At 57.9% G+C, this 14,968-nt stretch carries 17 protein-coding genes; 2 read left to right on the top strand and 15 right to left on the bottom strand.

What is annotated here, in order from left to right; genetic code table 11:
- Positions 1-162: 162 nt before the first annotated feature.
- The 8 genes from KGB23_RS21090 to KGB23_RS21055 all read right to left on the bottom strand — a co-directional run bounded on the left by KGB23_RS21090 (position 163) and on the right by KGB23_RS21055 (position 7,741).
- On the bottom strand, positions 163-1,029 hold the full coding sequence (locus KGB23_RS21090) for a transporter substrate-binding domain-containing protein (RefSeq protein WP_223432444.1): 867 nt from the start codon (positions 1,027-1,029) through the stop codon (positions 163-165).
- Entirely contained in the window at positions 1,026-1,808 is a 783-nt protein-coding gene (locus KGB23_RS21085) for an amino acid ABC transporter ATP-binding protein (RefSeq protein ID WP_223432443.1), read from the bottom strand. Before KGB23_RS21085 ends, KGB23_RS21090 begins: the two co-directional genes overlap by 4 nt.
- Entirely contained in the window at positions 1,805-2,464 is a 660-nt protein-coding gene (locus tag KGB23_RS21080; RefSeq protein ID WP_223432442.1) for an amino acid ABC transporter permease, read from the bottom strand. Before KGB23_RS21080 ends, KGB23_RS21085 begins: the two co-directional genes overlap by 4 nt.
- The gene (locus KGB23_RS21075) at positions 2,445-3,110 is read right to left on the bottom strand and encodes an amino acid ABC transporter permease (RefSeq protein ID WP_008148239.1); all 666 of its coding nucleotides are present in this window, start codon (positions 3,108-3,110) and stop codon (positions 2,445-2,447) included. The genes KGB23_RS21080 and KGB23_RS21075 overlap by 20 nt, the downstream gene beginning before the upstream one ends.
- A gap of 655 nt (positions 3,111-3,765) precedes the next feature.
- On the bottom strand, positions 3,766-4,548 hold the full coding sequence (locus KGB23_RS21070; RefSeq protein ID WP_033058537.1) for a MetQ/NlpA family ABC transporter substrate-binding protein: 783 nt from the start codon (positions 4,546-4,548) through the stop codon (positions 3,766-3,768).
- A gap of 163 nt (positions 4,549-4,711) precedes the next feature.
- Complete coding sequence (locus KGB23_RS21065; RefSeq protein ID WP_223432441.1) at positions 4,712-5,644, bottom strand: sigma 54-interacting transcriptional regulator; 933 nt, start codon at positions 5,642-5,644, stop codon at positions 4,712-4,714.
- Between the two features lie 61 nt (positions 5,645-5,705).
- Complete coding sequence (locus tag KGB23_RS21060; protein ID WP_223432440.1) at positions 5,706-6,287, bottom strand: alpha/beta hydrolase; 582 nt, start codon at positions 6,285-6,287, stop codon at positions 5,706-5,708.
- Positions 6,288-6,667: 380 nt separating this feature from the next.
- Entirely contained in the window at positions 6,668-7,741 is a 1,074-nt protein-coding gene (locus KGB23_RS21055) for a fatty acid desaturase (RefSeq protein ID WP_223432439.1), read from the bottom strand.
- A 100-nt stretch (positions 7,742-7,841) separates the two neighbouring features.
- Here KGB23_RS21055 and KGB23_RS21050 point away from each other — a divergent pair, with 100 nt between their 5' ends.
- Positions 7,842-8,846: an AraC family transcriptional regulator gene (locus KGB23_RS21050; protein ID WP_223432438.1), complete on the top strand. Its 1,005-nt coding sequence runs from the start codon at positions 7,842-7,844 to the stop codon at positions 8,844-8,846.
- On the opposite strand, the gene KGB23_RS21045 is transcribed toward KGB23_RS21050, so the two are convergent.
- The 4 genes from KGB23_RS21045 to KGB23_RS21030 all read right to left on the bottom strand — a co-directional run bounded on the left by KGB23_RS21045 (position 8,847) and on the right by KGB23_RS21030 (position 11,553).
- A complete protein-coding gene (locus tag KGB23_RS21045) occupies positions 8,847-10,079 on the bottom strand; it encodes a type II toxin-antitoxin system HipA family toxin (RefSeq protein WP_223432437.1) in 1,233 nt (410 codons plus the stop codon).
- The gene (locus KGB23_RS21040) at positions 10,072-10,320 is read right to left on the bottom strand and encodes a helix-turn-helix domain-containing protein (RefSeq protein ID WP_223432436.1); all 249 of its coding nucleotides are present in this window, start codon (positions 10,318-10,320) and stop codon (positions 10,072-10,074) included. Before KGB23_RS21040 ends, KGB23_RS21045 begins: the two co-directional genes overlap by 8 nt.
- A gap of 110 nt (positions 10,321-10,430) precedes the next feature.
- Positions 10,431-10,796, bottom strand: coding sequence for a response regulator (locus KGB23_RS21035; RefSeq protein ID WP_223432435.1), 366 nt, complete (start codon positions 10,794-10,796; stop codon positions 10,431-10,433).
- A gap of 70 nt (positions 10,797-10,866) precedes the next feature.
- The gene (locus KGB23_RS21030; protein WP_223432434.1) at positions 10,867-11,553 is read right to left on the bottom strand and encodes a Crp/Fnr family transcriptional regulator; all 687 of its coding nucleotides are present in this window, start codon (positions 11,551-11,553) and stop codon (positions 10,867-10,869) included.
- A gap of 84 nt (positions 11,554-11,637) precedes the next feature.
- On the opposite strand from KGB23_RS21030, the gene KGB23_RS21025 reads away from it, so the two are divergent.
- Entirely contained in the window at positions 11,638-12,162 is a 525-nt protein-coding gene (locus KGB23_RS21025) for a DUF962 domain-containing protein (RefSeq protein WP_223432433.1), read from the top strand.
- 90 nt (positions 12,163-12,252) lie between these two features.
- Here the strand turns inward: KGB23_RS21025 and KGB23_RS21020 are convergent, their stop codons facing one another.
- The 3 genes from KGB23_RS21020 to cysT are packed head-to-tail and all read right to left on the bottom strand — an operon-like array spanning position 12,253 to position 14,949.
- Complete coding sequence (locus KGB23_RS21020; RefSeq protein ID WP_046047288.1) at positions 12,253-13,242, bottom strand: sulfate/molybdate ABC transporter ATP-binding protein; 990 nt, start codon at positions 13,240-13,242, stop codon at positions 12,253-12,255.
- Between the two features lie 3 nt (positions 13,243-13,245).
- Positions 13,246-14,118, bottom strand: a complete 873-nt coding sequence (cysW, locus tag KGB23_RS21015) for a sulfate ABC transporter permease subunit CysW (RefSeq protein ID WP_046047287.1) — start codon at positions 14,116-14,118, stop codon at positions 13,246-13,248.
- Positions 14,119-14,130: 12 nt separating this feature from the next.
- The gene (cysT, locus tag KGB23_RS21010; protein WP_030131597.1) at positions 14,131-14,949 is read right to left on the bottom strand and encodes a sulfate ABC transporter permease subunit CysT; all 819 of its coding nucleotides are present in this window, start codon (positions 14,947-14,949) and stop codon (positions 14,131-14,133) included.
- Between the last annotated feature and the right edge of the window lie 19 nt (positions 14,950-14,968).

Below are 14,968 nucleotides of genomic sequence, written 5' to 3'. Positions count from 1 at the left end.
CGAGGGGACTGACCGAGTTGTACTTTCGAACTACATCGACCTGAAAGCCCGAGTCGAACTCAGGTTCTGAAAGGCCCCCAATCTGCTCCCTTTCCCCCTCTCCCCCGTGGGGAGAGGGCTGGGGTGAGGGGTGGTTTCTAGCCTCACCGAATAATCAGCAGATCAACCCTGCCACTTCCCACCCTCAACGATCACGCTCTCAGGCTTCGTGTCATCGCTCAGCTCTTTACGCACATATTGGTCATACAGTTTGAGCAAAAACTTCTCTTCACCCAGCTTCGCCAACTCGACATTCACCCAATCACGCAGCTCGACATTGCCCTTCTTCACCGCCGGCGCAATCGGTGCTTCAGCGCCCAACGTCTGGCTCAGCACGCGGTAGCCAGGGTTCTGCTTCGCCCAGCTGAACAGCACCAGATTGTCCTGCGCATACGCATCGCCCCGCCCATTGGCCAATGCTTGCAGAGACTCGGAATTTTTCTCGAACTTGAGCAGTTTCCAGTCCGGGTGGTTCTTGGTCAGCCAGATATCGGCTGTAGTGCCAGTGGTGACGATGGTCGTGCGAGTTGCCAGGTCATCGAGGTTCTTCACAGTGCTTGCCTGTGGCACCAGCGCCTGCACCGCAACTTTCAGGTTGGGATTGGTGAATTCCACCGCTTCCTTACGCTCGGGTGTAACGGTCATGTTGGCCAGAATCAAATCGACCTTGTCGCTTTGCAGGAACGGAATCCGGCTCGCCGGTTCCACCGCGACGAACTCAACCTTGTTCTCATCACCCAGCAGGTCCTTGGCGAATTGACGGCCGATGTCGGTATCGAAACCAACATAACGCCCGGCTTCATTGACGAAACCAAACGGCGGTTTATCGGTGAAGACACCAACGATCAGCTTGTCCCGTGCTTTGATTTTTTCCAGATAGCTAGCACTGGTGGCCGCTGGTTTGGCGGGGTCATCGGTTTTGTTGCAGCCGACCAGCAACGCGAGGCCGAGCAGCGGGAGTAGCAGCAGTGAAGTCTTGGCAGTTTTCATAGCAGTTCCAGTTCCTTTGTTTGAGTCGTTTTGGGTAGTGCGGCGACGTAGGAGAACTTCTCCAGGAACTGCTGCGCTCGTGCGGTTTGCGGGTTCGTAAAGAAAATCTCGGGAGGGTTTTGCTCAAGGATTCGCCCGGCATCCATGAACACAATGCGGTCAGCCACGGCGCGGGCGAAGGCCATTTCGTGGGTGACGATCAACAGGGTCATGCCCTCGCGGGCCAGGCCCTGTATGACTTCCAGCACTTCCTTGACCATTTCCGGGTCGAGGGCGGCGGTGACTTCATCGAACAACATGACTTTCGGGTTCATGCACAGCGAGCGGACGATGGCGATGCGTTGCTGCTGGCCACCGGAGAGCTGACGCGGGAAGGCATCGCGCTTGTCCGAAAGGCCCACGCGCTCAAGCAACGCTTCGGCCTGGGCGCGCGCCTCGCGGCGTTCGCGCTTCTGCACTTTGACCGGGCCGAGCAGCAGGTTGTCGAGCACACTCATGTGCGGGAACAGGTGATAACTCTGGAACACCATGCCGATCTGCTGCCGCACTTCGCGCCAGTCGGTGCCCTTGTCCAGCAACTCGCGACCGGAAAAATTCAAGCTGCCGCTGTGGGCGATTTCAAGACCGTTGAGGCAACGCAGTAAGGTGCTTTTACCGCAGCCGCTGGGGCCGAGGATGACGATCACTTCGCCTGACTTCACTTGCAGGTCGATCTCTTTGAGCACCTGCTGCTCGCCGAAAAACTTGTTGAAACCCTTGAACTCGATCAATGCGCTCATGCTTGCGTCCAGCGCCGCTCCAGCACGCGCGAGGCGGCCGACAGCGGGTAGCAGATGAAAAAGAAAAACAGGAACAGTGCGCCGTAGATCAGCACTGATTCGTAAGTGCGTTCGATGATCTGCTGGCCGACCTTGATCACGTCGACCACACCGATCAGCACCGCCAGGGAGCTGGTCTTGATGATCCGCGTGTAGACGTTGATGGTCGGCGGCGTCATGCGTTTCAGCGCTTGTGGCAGCAACACGTAGCCGTAGAGTTGCGGGCCGTCCAGGCCAATCGACAACCCCGCTTCACGCTGCCCGCGAGGCAACGAATGCAACGCACCGCGCACCACTTCGCCGACTTCGCTGGCGCCCCACAACGACAACACCAGCACTGCGCACCAGAAACTCGGAATGCTCAGGCCAAAGAAAATCGGCAGACCGAAGAACAGCAAATACAACCAGACCAGCACCGGGATCGCCCGGAACAATTCCAGATACACGCGCAGGACCGCGTTCAGCCATTTCGAATTCAGCGTGCGCAGCACACCGTAAAGCACGCCGCCAACGGTGCTGATGGCGATGCTCAGGAAAGAGATCGACAAGGTTTGCGCGGCGCCCTTGCCCAGTTGCGGCAACGACACCCACAGCAACTCAAGACCCGAACTGGCCATGCTGGAGCCTCCTTTCCAGACGACTGAGCAATAGCGACAGCGGTAGAAACAGCAGCACGCAAATCAGCGTCAGCACGGCGAGCATTTCGTAGGTTTTGTAGTAGAGCGCGATGTAGCTTTTGGTGGTGTAGAGAATCTCCGGCACTGCCACCGCCGAGACCACGGTGGTTTCCTTGAGCAGGAAAATGAAATTGGCGAACAGCGACGGCAGGCTGAGGATGCCGGCTTGCGGCAGGATCACGTAGCGCAGCAATTGCCCGTGGGACAGGCCGATGGAGCGGCCGGACTCGAGCTGCGCCTGTGGCACCGCGTCGACACCGGCACGCAGCACTTCGGTGAGGTAGGCGCCGCCGAGGAAGGTCATGGTGATGATCGCCGCCGCAAAGCCCGAGACCTTGATGCCCAGTGCCGGCAAGGCGAAGTAGACGAAGAACAGCTGGATCAACAGCGGCGTGTTGCGCGCCAGCTCCACATACAGCCCGACCAGGCGCTGCAAGTAAGGCGTGCGGAACACCAGAATCGTCGCGTTGATCAGCGCCACCAGCAACGACGTGCCGATAGCGATGAAGCCAACCTGCAGCGTCACGCCCACGGCCTTGAGAAACGCCGGCAAGGTGCTGAGGATAAATGCGTAATCGAAGTTCATTGAACATCCTGGACGCCGCAGGGTAAGCGACGGTGGTGCAGTCCATGGGCAGTGGATAACTACCCGACAGGCACCGACTTTAAAGGTATAAAAAGAAGAATTTAAATACCGTTAAAGCATATTGATATCACGCAAAAAACTATCCTCCGCATTTGCTGTGGCGGCGGAAGACGACTATTTTTCTTTGCGCTGTAGGAAGGATCTTTTTTTCAGAATCCCCCTCCAAGGATGCACAGCTTTTGGCCAGACTCCCCGGCCGAACCATCACAAGGAAGAGAAAAATGGCTGACGCAAAAGTGCCACAGCGGCTGGATCCGCAGGACATCGTGAAGTTGTTGATGGCGTTGCGCAGGGCGTTGAATACGCGGGAGTAGTTAGAACCACCCCTCACCCTAACCCTCTCCCCAGAGGGTAGAGGGGACTGACCGATGTGTTCTTGGAGTGACATCGACCTGACAAATCGAGTCGAACTCAGGTTTTGAAAAGCATGAGGATCTGCTCCCTTTCCCCCTCTCCCCCGTGGGGAGAGGGCTGGGGTGAGGGGTGGTTCTAAAGCCGAACTCACATTCCAAATAATTCCCAACACCCAATAAAAAAACGCCGACGCTATATCAGCCGTCGGCGTTTGAAACCTTGAAGGGGTTTACCTCGCGAATCAGAACGCCGGCAGTACCGCGCCGCTGTACTTCTTCTCGATGAATGCTTTCACTTCAGGACTGGTCAAGGCCTTGGCCAGTTTCTGGATGGCAACGCTGTCCTTGTTGTCCGGACGAGCCACCAGGAAGTTCACGTATGGCGAATCTGCACCTTCGATCACCAGCGCGTCTTTAGCCGGGTTCAGACCTGCTTCCAGCGCATAGTTGGTGTTGATCATGTCCAGGTCGACCTGGTCCAGAACACGCGGCAGCATGGCCGATTCCAGTTCCTTGAACTTGAAGTTGTGCGGGTTCTTGGCAATGTCTTTCGGGGTGGCCAGAGCGTTTTTCGGGTCTTTCAACTCGATCAGGCCAGCCTTCTGCAGCAAGATCAGGGCGCGACCGCTGTTGCTGCCTTCGTTGGGGATAGCGATAGTCGCGCCATCTTTCAACTCAGCCAGGGTTTTGACTTTCTTCGAGTAGCCGCCGAACGGTTCGACGTGCACGCCGATCACGGTCACCAGGTGGGTGCCTTTACCTTCGTTGAAGCTTTTCAGGTACGGCAGGGTCTGGAAGTAGTTGGCGTCCAGACGCTTCTGGTCGACCTGTACGTTCGGCTGAACGTAGTCGGTGAAGACTTTGATTTCCAGGTCCACGCCTTCTTTGGCGAGGGTGGGTTTGATCAGTTCCAGAATCTCGGCGTGTGGAACCGGGGTCGCCGCAACTACCAGTTTCTCGCCAGCCTGGGCCAGGCCCGCGGTCAGGGCAGCCGCCAATGCGGTGAACAACAGAACCTTTTTCATGCAGTGTCCTTATCGAAAATCACGGTCGTCATCGACGACGGCTTGTTTAGTACGAGTGCCAGTGAAGTGCTATCGCTGGCGTGACGCGGACAATACCGGGATTTTTTATTCCCGAACAATATCTTTTATTCACTTTCATATTCCATTTTGTTCATACAGATCGCTACAGCGTCTGCGTCAGGCTTTCGAGCAAATGCTTGAGTGCGGATCGCTCGGCAGCCGTGCCGCTTTTAATCAGCTGAGCAGCTTGTTGCTCAATCTGCACCAATGACGGCGGCGCCTCGGGTAGATTCAAATGCTCTGGCAAAATCTCATCGCCGGTGCTGACCAACAACGCAAAGTGAATGACGTTTTCCAGCTCCCGGGTGTTGCCCGGCCAACTGTGTTGCTCTAACAAATGCTGCGCGGCTTCGCTGATCAGCGGCACCGGCAGGTCCAGGCGCTGGCTATATATGCCGAGGAAATATTCGGACAGCGACAAAATATCGCCCACCCGTTCACGTAAGGCCGGCAGTTCGAGCTGGCCTTCGCTGAGGTAGTGGTAGAGCCGCTCATGGAATTTTCCGGCGGCCACCGCTTGGGCCAGGTCGATGCTGGTCGCGGCGACCAGGCGCACGTCCACAGGGCTCGGTTGTTGAGCACCGACACGGGTGACTTCGTGGTTTTCCAGCGCCGCGAGCAATTTGATCTGGATCGGCAGCGGCAGGTCGCCAATCTCATCCAGGTAGAGCGTCCCGCCGTTGGCAGAACCGAACCAACCCGCACGACTGCTGGCCGAACCGCTGTAACTGCCAGCGGCATAACCGAACAATTCAGCATCAGCGTAAGTCGGACTGATCGCGCCGCAGTTGACCGAGACGAACAACCCGCCACGATCACTCGCGCGATGGATGTGCCGCGCGAGCAACTCCTTGCCGCTGCCGGTTTCGCCACGGATCAACACCGAGATCGAGCGCGGTGCGAGTAACTCCAGCTCCTGGCGTAACTGACGCGAACGCGGATCGACAAACACCAGCGCCTTGGCGCGAATGCTCAGGGGACTTTTTTCTGCGTCGGGGAAGGTCAGCAGCGGCTGACCGAAGGCTTCAAAACTCATGGCAGACTCCCGCCCTGAACCGCCGGGAGACGGGGGCGATTTTTTAAAAAAAAGAAAGGGTTCAAGCACGTCGCAGGGCGTGGTGTTCCATGCGGTTTTGCAGGCGATAGAGATAGGCAAAACCCTGCTCCCAGCGCTGGTGACCAGACTTCACGTTGATGTGCCCGGCACCCGACAAAATCCCCGCCTCGGCGCCCCAGTGACGTGCCAGTTCCAATGCACGCGGTGTGCTGACGGCGCTGTCGTTGTCGGAGCTGACAACCTGACTCGGGAACGGCAGCAGGTGGGTTGGAATTGGTGCGAAATTGCGCAGGGCCGGTGCGCAGGCCGGACGCTCGACGTCCGCAGGGGCGACCAGCAAGGCGCCGCGAACCTGACGCAAAAACTGCACGGGCGCGGTGGCCGCCCAATGCGCGACAGTGATGCAACCCAGGCTATGGGCGATCAGGATCACCGGCGTGCTGTCAGCGGCAATCGCCTCAGCCAGTGCCGCGACCCAGTCTTCACGACGCGGCGTCAGCCAGTCGGCCTGCTCCACTCGTGCGCTGTTCGGCAGGCTGTTCTGCCAATGGCTTTGCCAATGATCTTCTGGCGATCCTTGCCAGCCCGGCACAATCAGGTAGCGAATTGATTCGTTGCGCATGGGGGAACTCTCCTGCTGCGTGTCTGTTCCTGAGCAAGTATAGGGAGGAGAGTTATATTCGTTAAGGAATAAGAAGCTATTTATTAAGACCAATAAAGAATATGAAGCAGTTTGGGACAGACAAAAAAAGGGGCCGCACCCTGCCAAGGAGACGGCCCCGGAAACTCAAAATCTGTTAGCGCGATCAACATCACTGGATGCGATGATTGGCTGAAACTGTTATCTAATAAAGGAATATTTAATTACTTTATTAGATTAAAAAAACATATACCAATCACACCACAGTGACCGCTGAGTACCACTGCTCGCGTCATAACGTAGCGACCTTTTGGGTCAGATTGATGACGAGCATTGTTGTTTTGAGTTTCCGGGCGCATCGATCAAGCCTGAGCGGCACGAACCTCCTGCGCCTCTGCTGTTTCCGTGCGCACAAATCGGTTCGCCCGCCCAAACGTCCCGAAATCATTGAACCGCACACCCATCTCACGCATCACTTTATGCGCCACTGGCACGGTCATCTGACGGATGTAAAACGGTTCCTTCACCACAAAATGATGAATCCCGTGAGTGCTGCCGAAGTTGAAGCAGAACGCCTGCAACGGCCACATCCACCAAGGGTTCAGCACCTGGGTCTGCTGGATCACATTGCCCGGCTCCACGTCACCGTAGTAGTGCATGTTCGAGCTGACGAAATGCAGGCAAAAGGTACGCAACACGTTCGGCCCGATGATCACCACGGCAGCGATGTCGATCACCTGCATCACCGACAAAGTAGTCGCCGACCATTCAATCGACGCGCCCATCAGATAGGCGATGCCATTGGCCGTATGGAAGCCCAGGAACATGTACCAAGCGCCCCAATGCACCAGCGCGAGTGGGGCGTAGACCTTCAGCGCGCGCTTGATGATGCTGATCTTGTGAGCCCAGGTCCTGGCCCGCAGCATACGGATGAACGCCGACATCACGTTGTCGCCGACCATCAACAGCCGCGCAAAACCCCAGGGTTCGCCGTTGGTGATGGCGCGCTCTTCCATGTCGGATTCTGTGCCGGAGACTTTGTGGTGATTGAGGTGCAGATGCCGACGAATCCACGGATTGATCGTGCTCGGCCGGGCCAGCCACACCAGTCCCATCATCAGGTTGTGCGGCACGCGCTGTTTGCGGAAGTACATGCTATGAATCAGGTCGTGTTCCAGCTCGTGAGTCAGCGAGGCAAAAAATGCGTTGAGCAGCAGGCACACCCACCACGCCATGTGCCCGGTCATGTAGAGCGTCGCCGAGCCAATCATGCCGACCAGCGCGAAGGCCAGAATTCCCGCGCCCAGGGCGTCCTGATGGTTGAGAATCGGGTAGCGCTGACGCAGTTCGACCCCCTTGGCCAGCACCACTTGGCGAATATGCGCTGATCGCTGAGCTGCATTCAGTCGCTGGGGACTTGCAGAAGTACCGTGCATGCTTCCATCCTCTTATTATTGATGTTCGCATCCTGCCTTGTGAACCCTCGCAACGCGGTAGCCGTGAACGCCAACCTGTTGACCGGAAGCGCCAATCAGCATGACTGAACCGACCTCCCTCGCCAGCTGGACCCGCGCCCTGCGCAAGCAACTCGATGCCCTGGGCCTCGACAGCACCGCCCTGTGCCAACAGGCGGGGCTCGACCCGCAACTGATGGACGACCCGAACGCCCGTTACCCGTTGTCCGGCACAACGCGCCTGTGGGAAATCGCGGTGCAAGTCAGCGGCGACCCGGCGATTGGTTTGCGGGTATCGCGCTTCGTCAGCCCCACCACGTTTCACGCACTCGGTTATGCGCTGGTGGCCAGCGGCAGTCTGCGAGAAGTGTTCGAGCGCATCGTGCGTTATCACCAGGTGGTCAGCGATGCTCTGGATCTGGAACTGACTCGCGCCGAGGACCGCTACCGTTTCCGCCTGAAAATCCCGCCAGGCAATCCGGCCCCGGCCTTCGAAGCCATCGACGCCTTCACAGCGATTTACGTACGCACCTGCCGCAATCGTCTGGGCCGCGATTACGCCCCGCTGGCGGTGTACTTGCGTCGCCCGGAACCGGCGGACCCGCATCAATGGCACAAAGTCTTCCGCTCACCGGTGTACTTCGCCGCCGATGAAGACCGACTGGAGTTCGCCGTCGTGGACTTCGACAGCCACCTGGACGACGCCAACCCGGAACTGGCCGAGCACAACGAAACCGTGCTCAAACGCACCCTCGCCCAACTCAAACCCATGACCTGGGAACGCAAGGTTCGCGACGCCATTGAGGAGCAATTGCCGGAAGGCGAGCCCAGCGCCGAACACATCGCCCACGCCCTGCACCTGAGTTTGCGCAGCCTGCAACGGCATCTGGCGGACGAGGGTTGCCGGTTCGATACGCTGCTCAACGAGAGTCGCGAGAACCTGGCGCTGCTGCATCTGCGCGATCCGCAATGCTCATTGAGCGAGATCAGCTATCTGCTGGGATTTGCGGACACGAGCAGCTTCAGCCGCGCATTCAAGCGCTGGACGGGGATGACACCGGGGCAATTTCGGGATGGGTTGCGGTAATCAGCTTTTGACCAAGCTGCGCGCGATGCCTGATTTCCACTGTTCGATCATCGCTTCGCCCACCATGGCAAAGGCGCCATTTTTCCTGATGTAATCAACCATTTCCGCCATCGCTACATCCATTCCATGAACGACTTGCTGCAGCAATTCATTGCACCGCCCCTCGGTCAGGTTGCAAGCCGACCGACCAAAACGCATCAACATTTTGTATTTGGGCCACGCCTTTGATCCGCCTAACAGCAACGCCATACTGTCTGCCTTGATGTAGACCGAAGTCGTGACGATGTCGTAGGCCGGAGCCAGTCTGATTTGCGCATCAGCACCACAATGTTCGTACAGCACACCGAAGTTCTTGAGGTGAGCATTGCCATTCTTCAGAGCGGATGACAACGCCACTACTTTGAAAAAAGACTCAAGGGCTTCGTTGAGCAATGGCGGGGAGACAAACTCCTTGATCTGCCTCGCGGCGCCTTCGTACGAACCATCGTATTTGGCCTTCGAAGGCCAGGCATTGAGCACGCAGAAATCCTCAAAGCCCAGATAACCTCTTTCATTCAGATCGAAACGTTCGACGACCAGAAATTTACCGTGATCGCTCAGGTCGAAAACCGGCACATCAAGACCCGAATGCCGCGCAGCCCTCATGCAGAAGTACTCGTTGGCAGCGAGTTCCGGGTATTCCTCCGGCCGAAACGATTTGACCAGGTGCGTTGCCCCTCGATGGGTCAATCGGTCGACAGTTGTCGCACTGTCACGGATAAGCACCTTCGGCTGCACACCGGAAACGCCCGAATATTGGCCATAGGTGTGCAGCAGATCTTCGAACAAACCTTGCGCACCGTCATGAACCAGCAGTTCTGCGAGGCTGGTTTCAGGTAGCCGTTCACTTGCCTCTTGCGCGTTTGCAATCCCCACTCGCCCAAGCTGGTGCGGGCCGACGATCGCCAGCATCGCGAAGTCGTCAAACCCTCGAATCGCTTTGCTGAAACGACGAGTCAATTCTTCACGCAGAGAGCCTTCCGGTAGATTCATTTCAAAAACCGGCGGGACACCTCGCTCCCACGTGTAGCTCTCGAGACGAGCGGGCATGGTCAACGAGATGGCGTTTTCTTCCAGCGCGTCTTCGGCGTAGGCAAACACTGAATCAATGCGAGACTGACCACGGCCGAGGGTTCCGACCGTTGTGCCGGAAACATTGATGTGCAGCCGGTCCTTTTCCTGCTGCTCACCCATGGAAGTTGACCTTTTTGAGGGTGTCCAGTGTTGGACGCGTCGACCGCCGCGGCACGGCCCTCAGTTCGTACCCGAAGCCATTGAGGATCGCTTCAACCTTGCGCAGGCCAATTTCGGAAATGGTGTTGTTCTCGATACCCGAAATCGTGGAACGGCTCATGCCGTACTGCTTTGCCAGGTCCTGTTGAGACATCTTTCGTTCTTTGCGCAGCAACCTGATCAGTTCGCCGAGGTTTTCCATCGCGCCCACCTGCATCATATACAGTGCATATTTATTGAAATAATCTATTTGCATTGTATTTAATGCATAACCAAGTCGAAGTCTAGCTCATTGATTGATCGGACCCGGTCTCAGCGCCCCCGATCCCGCCGCAACAACTTGCGCACTCGCTTCACCAGTTCACTGACGGCAAACGGCTTGAGCAGGTAATCATCCTCATGCAACTCCAGATCGCGCAGACGATCCTCGATGCCGTCCTTGGTGGTCAGGAACAGCACCGGCGTATCACCGAGCTTGCGGATCTGCTGCAGCAACTGCCAGCCATTGAGCCCGGGCAGCATGACGTCGAGGATGATCAGCTCGTATTCGCCGGACTCGATAAAGCGTCGGCCGTCCATACCGTTGACCGCCACATCGACTGAGTAACTTGCCTCGCTCAGACCTTTAGCCAGGAGTTTGGCGGTCTCAGGTTCGTCTTCCACTAACAGCACACGCATGGCACACCTCGATTGTCGTCATCACAGGCTAGGCGCCTTCGCGTCCAAAGCCCACCACTAACGCCGGGTTTTAGATAATCGCCAACATCCGCAATCGTTGCGCATCCAGAATCTCGATCTCGCCGTACTTGAGATTCACAATCCCCTGCCCCTGCAAGTCCTTGAGAATCTGGTTGGTGGTCTGGCGCGACAGCGAAAGCATCGACGCCAATTGTTCCTGTGGCAGCTGCAATACACTGCGCGGCGGGTCAATCTCGCCATAACCCTCGGCGATCATCAGCAAGCGATGAGCCAGTCGAGCGGCGGCTGGCATGAGGCTCAGCTGTTCGAGATTGATGAACGTCAGGCGCAGTTTCTGGCTCATCAGCAATGCCAGTTGCCGCCAGTACGCCGGTTGAACATCAAGCAATGTCAGCAGCGCGATTTGCGGGATGTGCAACAGAGTGCAATGACCAAGACCGAATGCATCATGGGTGCGCGGCTGGCCATCGAACAGGCAGATTTCGCCGAACCAGTGGGGCGACTCCACCAGGCTCAACAGCGCCTCCTTGCCCTGCTCGCTCACCGCGCCGATGCGCACCGAACCTTCGAGCACCGCGTACAGCCCGCACGGTGGATCGCCGCGCTTGAACAGCCGCTGGCCCGGCGACAACCGCCGCACCCTGGCGGCGGCCAGCAGACTATCCTTCAAGGGAACAGGTAAATGGCTGAACCACTGCCCTTTATCCAGCCGTGAACGCCAAACCTGCATGTCCATGAAAACTCCTGGAGATTGTCGTCTGCCTGACAGAGCGAAATGTGGACCCGGGGCATGATCCATCACCCAACAGGAGGAACAACAATGAAAAGCCTCGTCGACCATCTCAGTCAATACGCCGCCTATCACCGTGACCCGCGCAATATTGCCAGCCACTTTATCGGTATTCCGCTGATCGTTGTCGCAGTGGCGGTGCTGCTGTCACGGCCCGAGTGGTCGCTGGCCGGGGCTTGGGTGTCACCGGCCGTGCTCTTGGCGCTGGCTTCGGCGTGGTTTTATCTGCGACTGGAGTTACGGCTGGGCGTGCTGATGACGGTGTTGTTGGGGCTATGTATTTGGCTGGGTCATGTGCTCGCGCAGCAGAGCACGCTGGTCTGGCTTGCGAGCGGCATCGGGATGTTTGTGGTGGGTTGGGCGATTCAGTTTGTCGGTCATCACTACGAAGGGCGCAAACCGGCGTTCGTCGATGATGTGACGGGGTTGATTGTCGGGCCCTTGTTTGTGGTGGTTGAGTTGGCGTTTTTGCTGGGGTTGCGGCATGACCTGAAAGAGCAGATCGAGGCGCGGGTGGGTGGTGTGCGCTTGCGTCAGAAAAACGCTGCGGTGTAGATCGCTTTCGCGAGCAAGCCCGCTCCCACAGGGGGTTTGTGAACGACACAAATCACTGTGGGAGCGGGCTTGCTCGCGAAGCTTTTGATCTTAGATGTTGGCGAGTTTCTGCCAGACCTTCGGCTTGAAGAACAGCGTCTCGCCTTTCGCCAACCCGATCAGGCTGTCGTGATCCTTCACCACTTCAGCTTCGATCAATTCGCTCTGGCCTTCGACCTTCAGCGTCACCCGTGTCGTCGCGCCCAGCGGACGAATATCCCGCACCTCGGCTGCGTGGTGATCCTCCAGCTCATGACGCGACAGCGACACTTCGTGCGGACGGAACAGCACATGGTTGTCTTCACCCAGATGCAGACGGTTCGAGTCACCCAGGAAGTGATAAACGAAATCACTGGCCGGGTTTTCGTAGACGTCGCCCGGTGAGCCGATCTGCTCGATCACGCCCTTGTTCATCACCACGATGCGGTCGGCGACTTCCATCGCTTCTTCCTGGTCGTGAGTCACGAACACCGAGGTCAGGTTGATGTCTTCGTGCAGGCGTGCGAGCCAGCGACGCAGTTCTTTACGGACCTTGGCGTCGAGGGCGCCGAAGGGTTCGTCGAGCAGCAAGACTTTCGGTTCAACCGCCAGCGCGCGAGCCAAGGCAATACGTTGACGCTGACCGCCGGAGAGTTGTTCCGGGTAGCGATCCGACAGCCAATCCAGTTGCACCATGTTCAGCAACTCGTGGACTTTCACCGCGATCTGGCTTTCGCTCGGGCGCTGGTTTTTCGGTTTCATGCGCAGGCCGAACGCGACGTTGTCGAACACGGTCATGTGGCGGAACAGCGCGTAGTGCTGGAACACGAAACCGACGTTGCGATCACGCACGTCGTGGCCGGAAACGTCTTCACCGTGGAACACGATGTTGCCCTTATCCGGGGTTTCCAGACCGGCGATGATCCGCAGCAGCGTGGTCTTGCCGCAGCCGGACGGGCCAAGCAGCGCCACGAGTTCGCCGCTTTGAATGTCCAGGCTAATGTTGTCCAGCGCCTTGAACGCGTGAAAATTCTTGCTGACGTTACGCACTTCGATCGACATGACTTATTCCTCCGCGGCGCTGGCGCGCAGGCGGTTAATACGGTTTTCGCTCCACTGCTTGAGCAGCAGGATGAAGAGCGCCAGGATCAGCAACAGGCTCGCCACGGCGAACGCGGCCACGTGGTTGTATTCGTTGTAGAGGATCTCGACGTGCAGCGGCAGGGTGTTGGTCACCCCGCGAATGTGCCCGGAAACCACCGACACCGCACCGAACTCACCCATGGCCCGCGCCGTACACAGCACCACGCCGTAGATCAGGCCCCATTTGATGTTGGGAACGGTGACGTGCCAGAACATCTGCCAGCCATTGGCCCCGAGCAGACGCGCGGCCTCTTCTTCCTGTGTGCCTTGTTCCTGCATCAACGGGATCAGTTCGCGCGCCACGAACGGCACGGTGACGAAGATCGTCGCCAGCACGATGCCCGGCAACGCGAAGACGATCTGGATGTCATGGTCCTGCAACCACGGACCAAACAGGCCCTGGGCGCCGAACATCAACACGTAGACCAGACCGGCAATTACCGGCGACACCGAAAACGGCAGGTCGATCAACGTGACCAACATACTCTTGCCGCGGAACGAGTATTTGCTCACGCACCACGCGGCGCTGACACCGAACACCAGGTTCAGCGGCACCGAAATCAGCACAGCGATCACCGTGAGCTTCAGGGCCGACAGCGCGTCGGGTTCGAAGATCGCGGTGAAGAACGCACCGAGGCCATTTTTCAGCCCCTGGGACACCACGATGAACAGTGGCAGCAACAGAAACAGCGCAAAGACCAACCAGCCAAGGCTGATCAGGATTCGCCGCGATGTGGCACTGCCACGGCGGGCAGCGTTGGCCGAGGAAGCGGCGCTAATAGACGATTGGGACATTTTCGCGCCTCCTTATGGGGTTTCGATGCGCCGCTGCAGCAAGTTGATCAGCAGCAACAGGACGAAGGAAACCACCAGCATCAGTACACCAATGGACGTGGCGCCGGTGTAATCGTACTGGTCGAGTTTGACCATGATCAGCAGCGGCAAAATCTCGGTTTTCATCGGCATGTTGCCGGCGATGAAAATCACCGAACCGTACTCGCCGACCCCGCGGGCAAAGGCCAACGCGAAACCGGTCAGCCACGCTGGCAACAATGCGGGCACCAGAATGTGACGGAAAACCTGTAACGGTTTTGCACCCAGGCACGCCGCCGCTTCTTCCACTTCACGCGGGATATCAGCCAATACTGGCTGTACGGTACGTACTACGAATGGAAGTGTCACAAAAGTGAGGGCAAGGGTGATGCCGAGGGGGGTATACGCGATCTTGAAACCCAGGTCCGCTGCAAACTGACCCACCAACCCTGTGGGGGTGTACAACGCAGTGAGCGCGATACCGGCCACGGCAGTGGGCAGCGCGAACGGCAGGTCGATCATCGCGTCGATGATCTTGCGACCGGGGAACGTGTAGCGCACCAGCACCCAGGCCAGCAGCGTGCCGATGATGCCGTTGATGATCGCGGCATAGAGCGCGGTGCCGAAGCTGAGCTTCAACGCCGCCAGCACCCGTGGCGCCGAGATAATCGCCCAGAACTGGTCCCAGGTAAGTTGAGCGGCATGCACGAACATCGCCGCCAGTGGAATGAGCACAATCAGGCTGAGGTACACCAAGGTGTAGCCCAGCGTCAGCCCGAAGCCGGGTATGACGGGGGAGATACGACGCGACATAAAAGTCCTTGGTTGAGAA

The organism is Pseudomonas sp. GL-B-26, assembly GCF_019947405.1.
Taxonomy (GTDB): Bacteria; Pseudomonadota; Gammaproteobacteria; order Pseudomonadales; family Pseudomonadaceae; genus Aquipseudomonas.
Note: the sequence above shows the minus strand (reverse complement) of the source record. Positions and strands in the feature narration are given on the sequence as shown.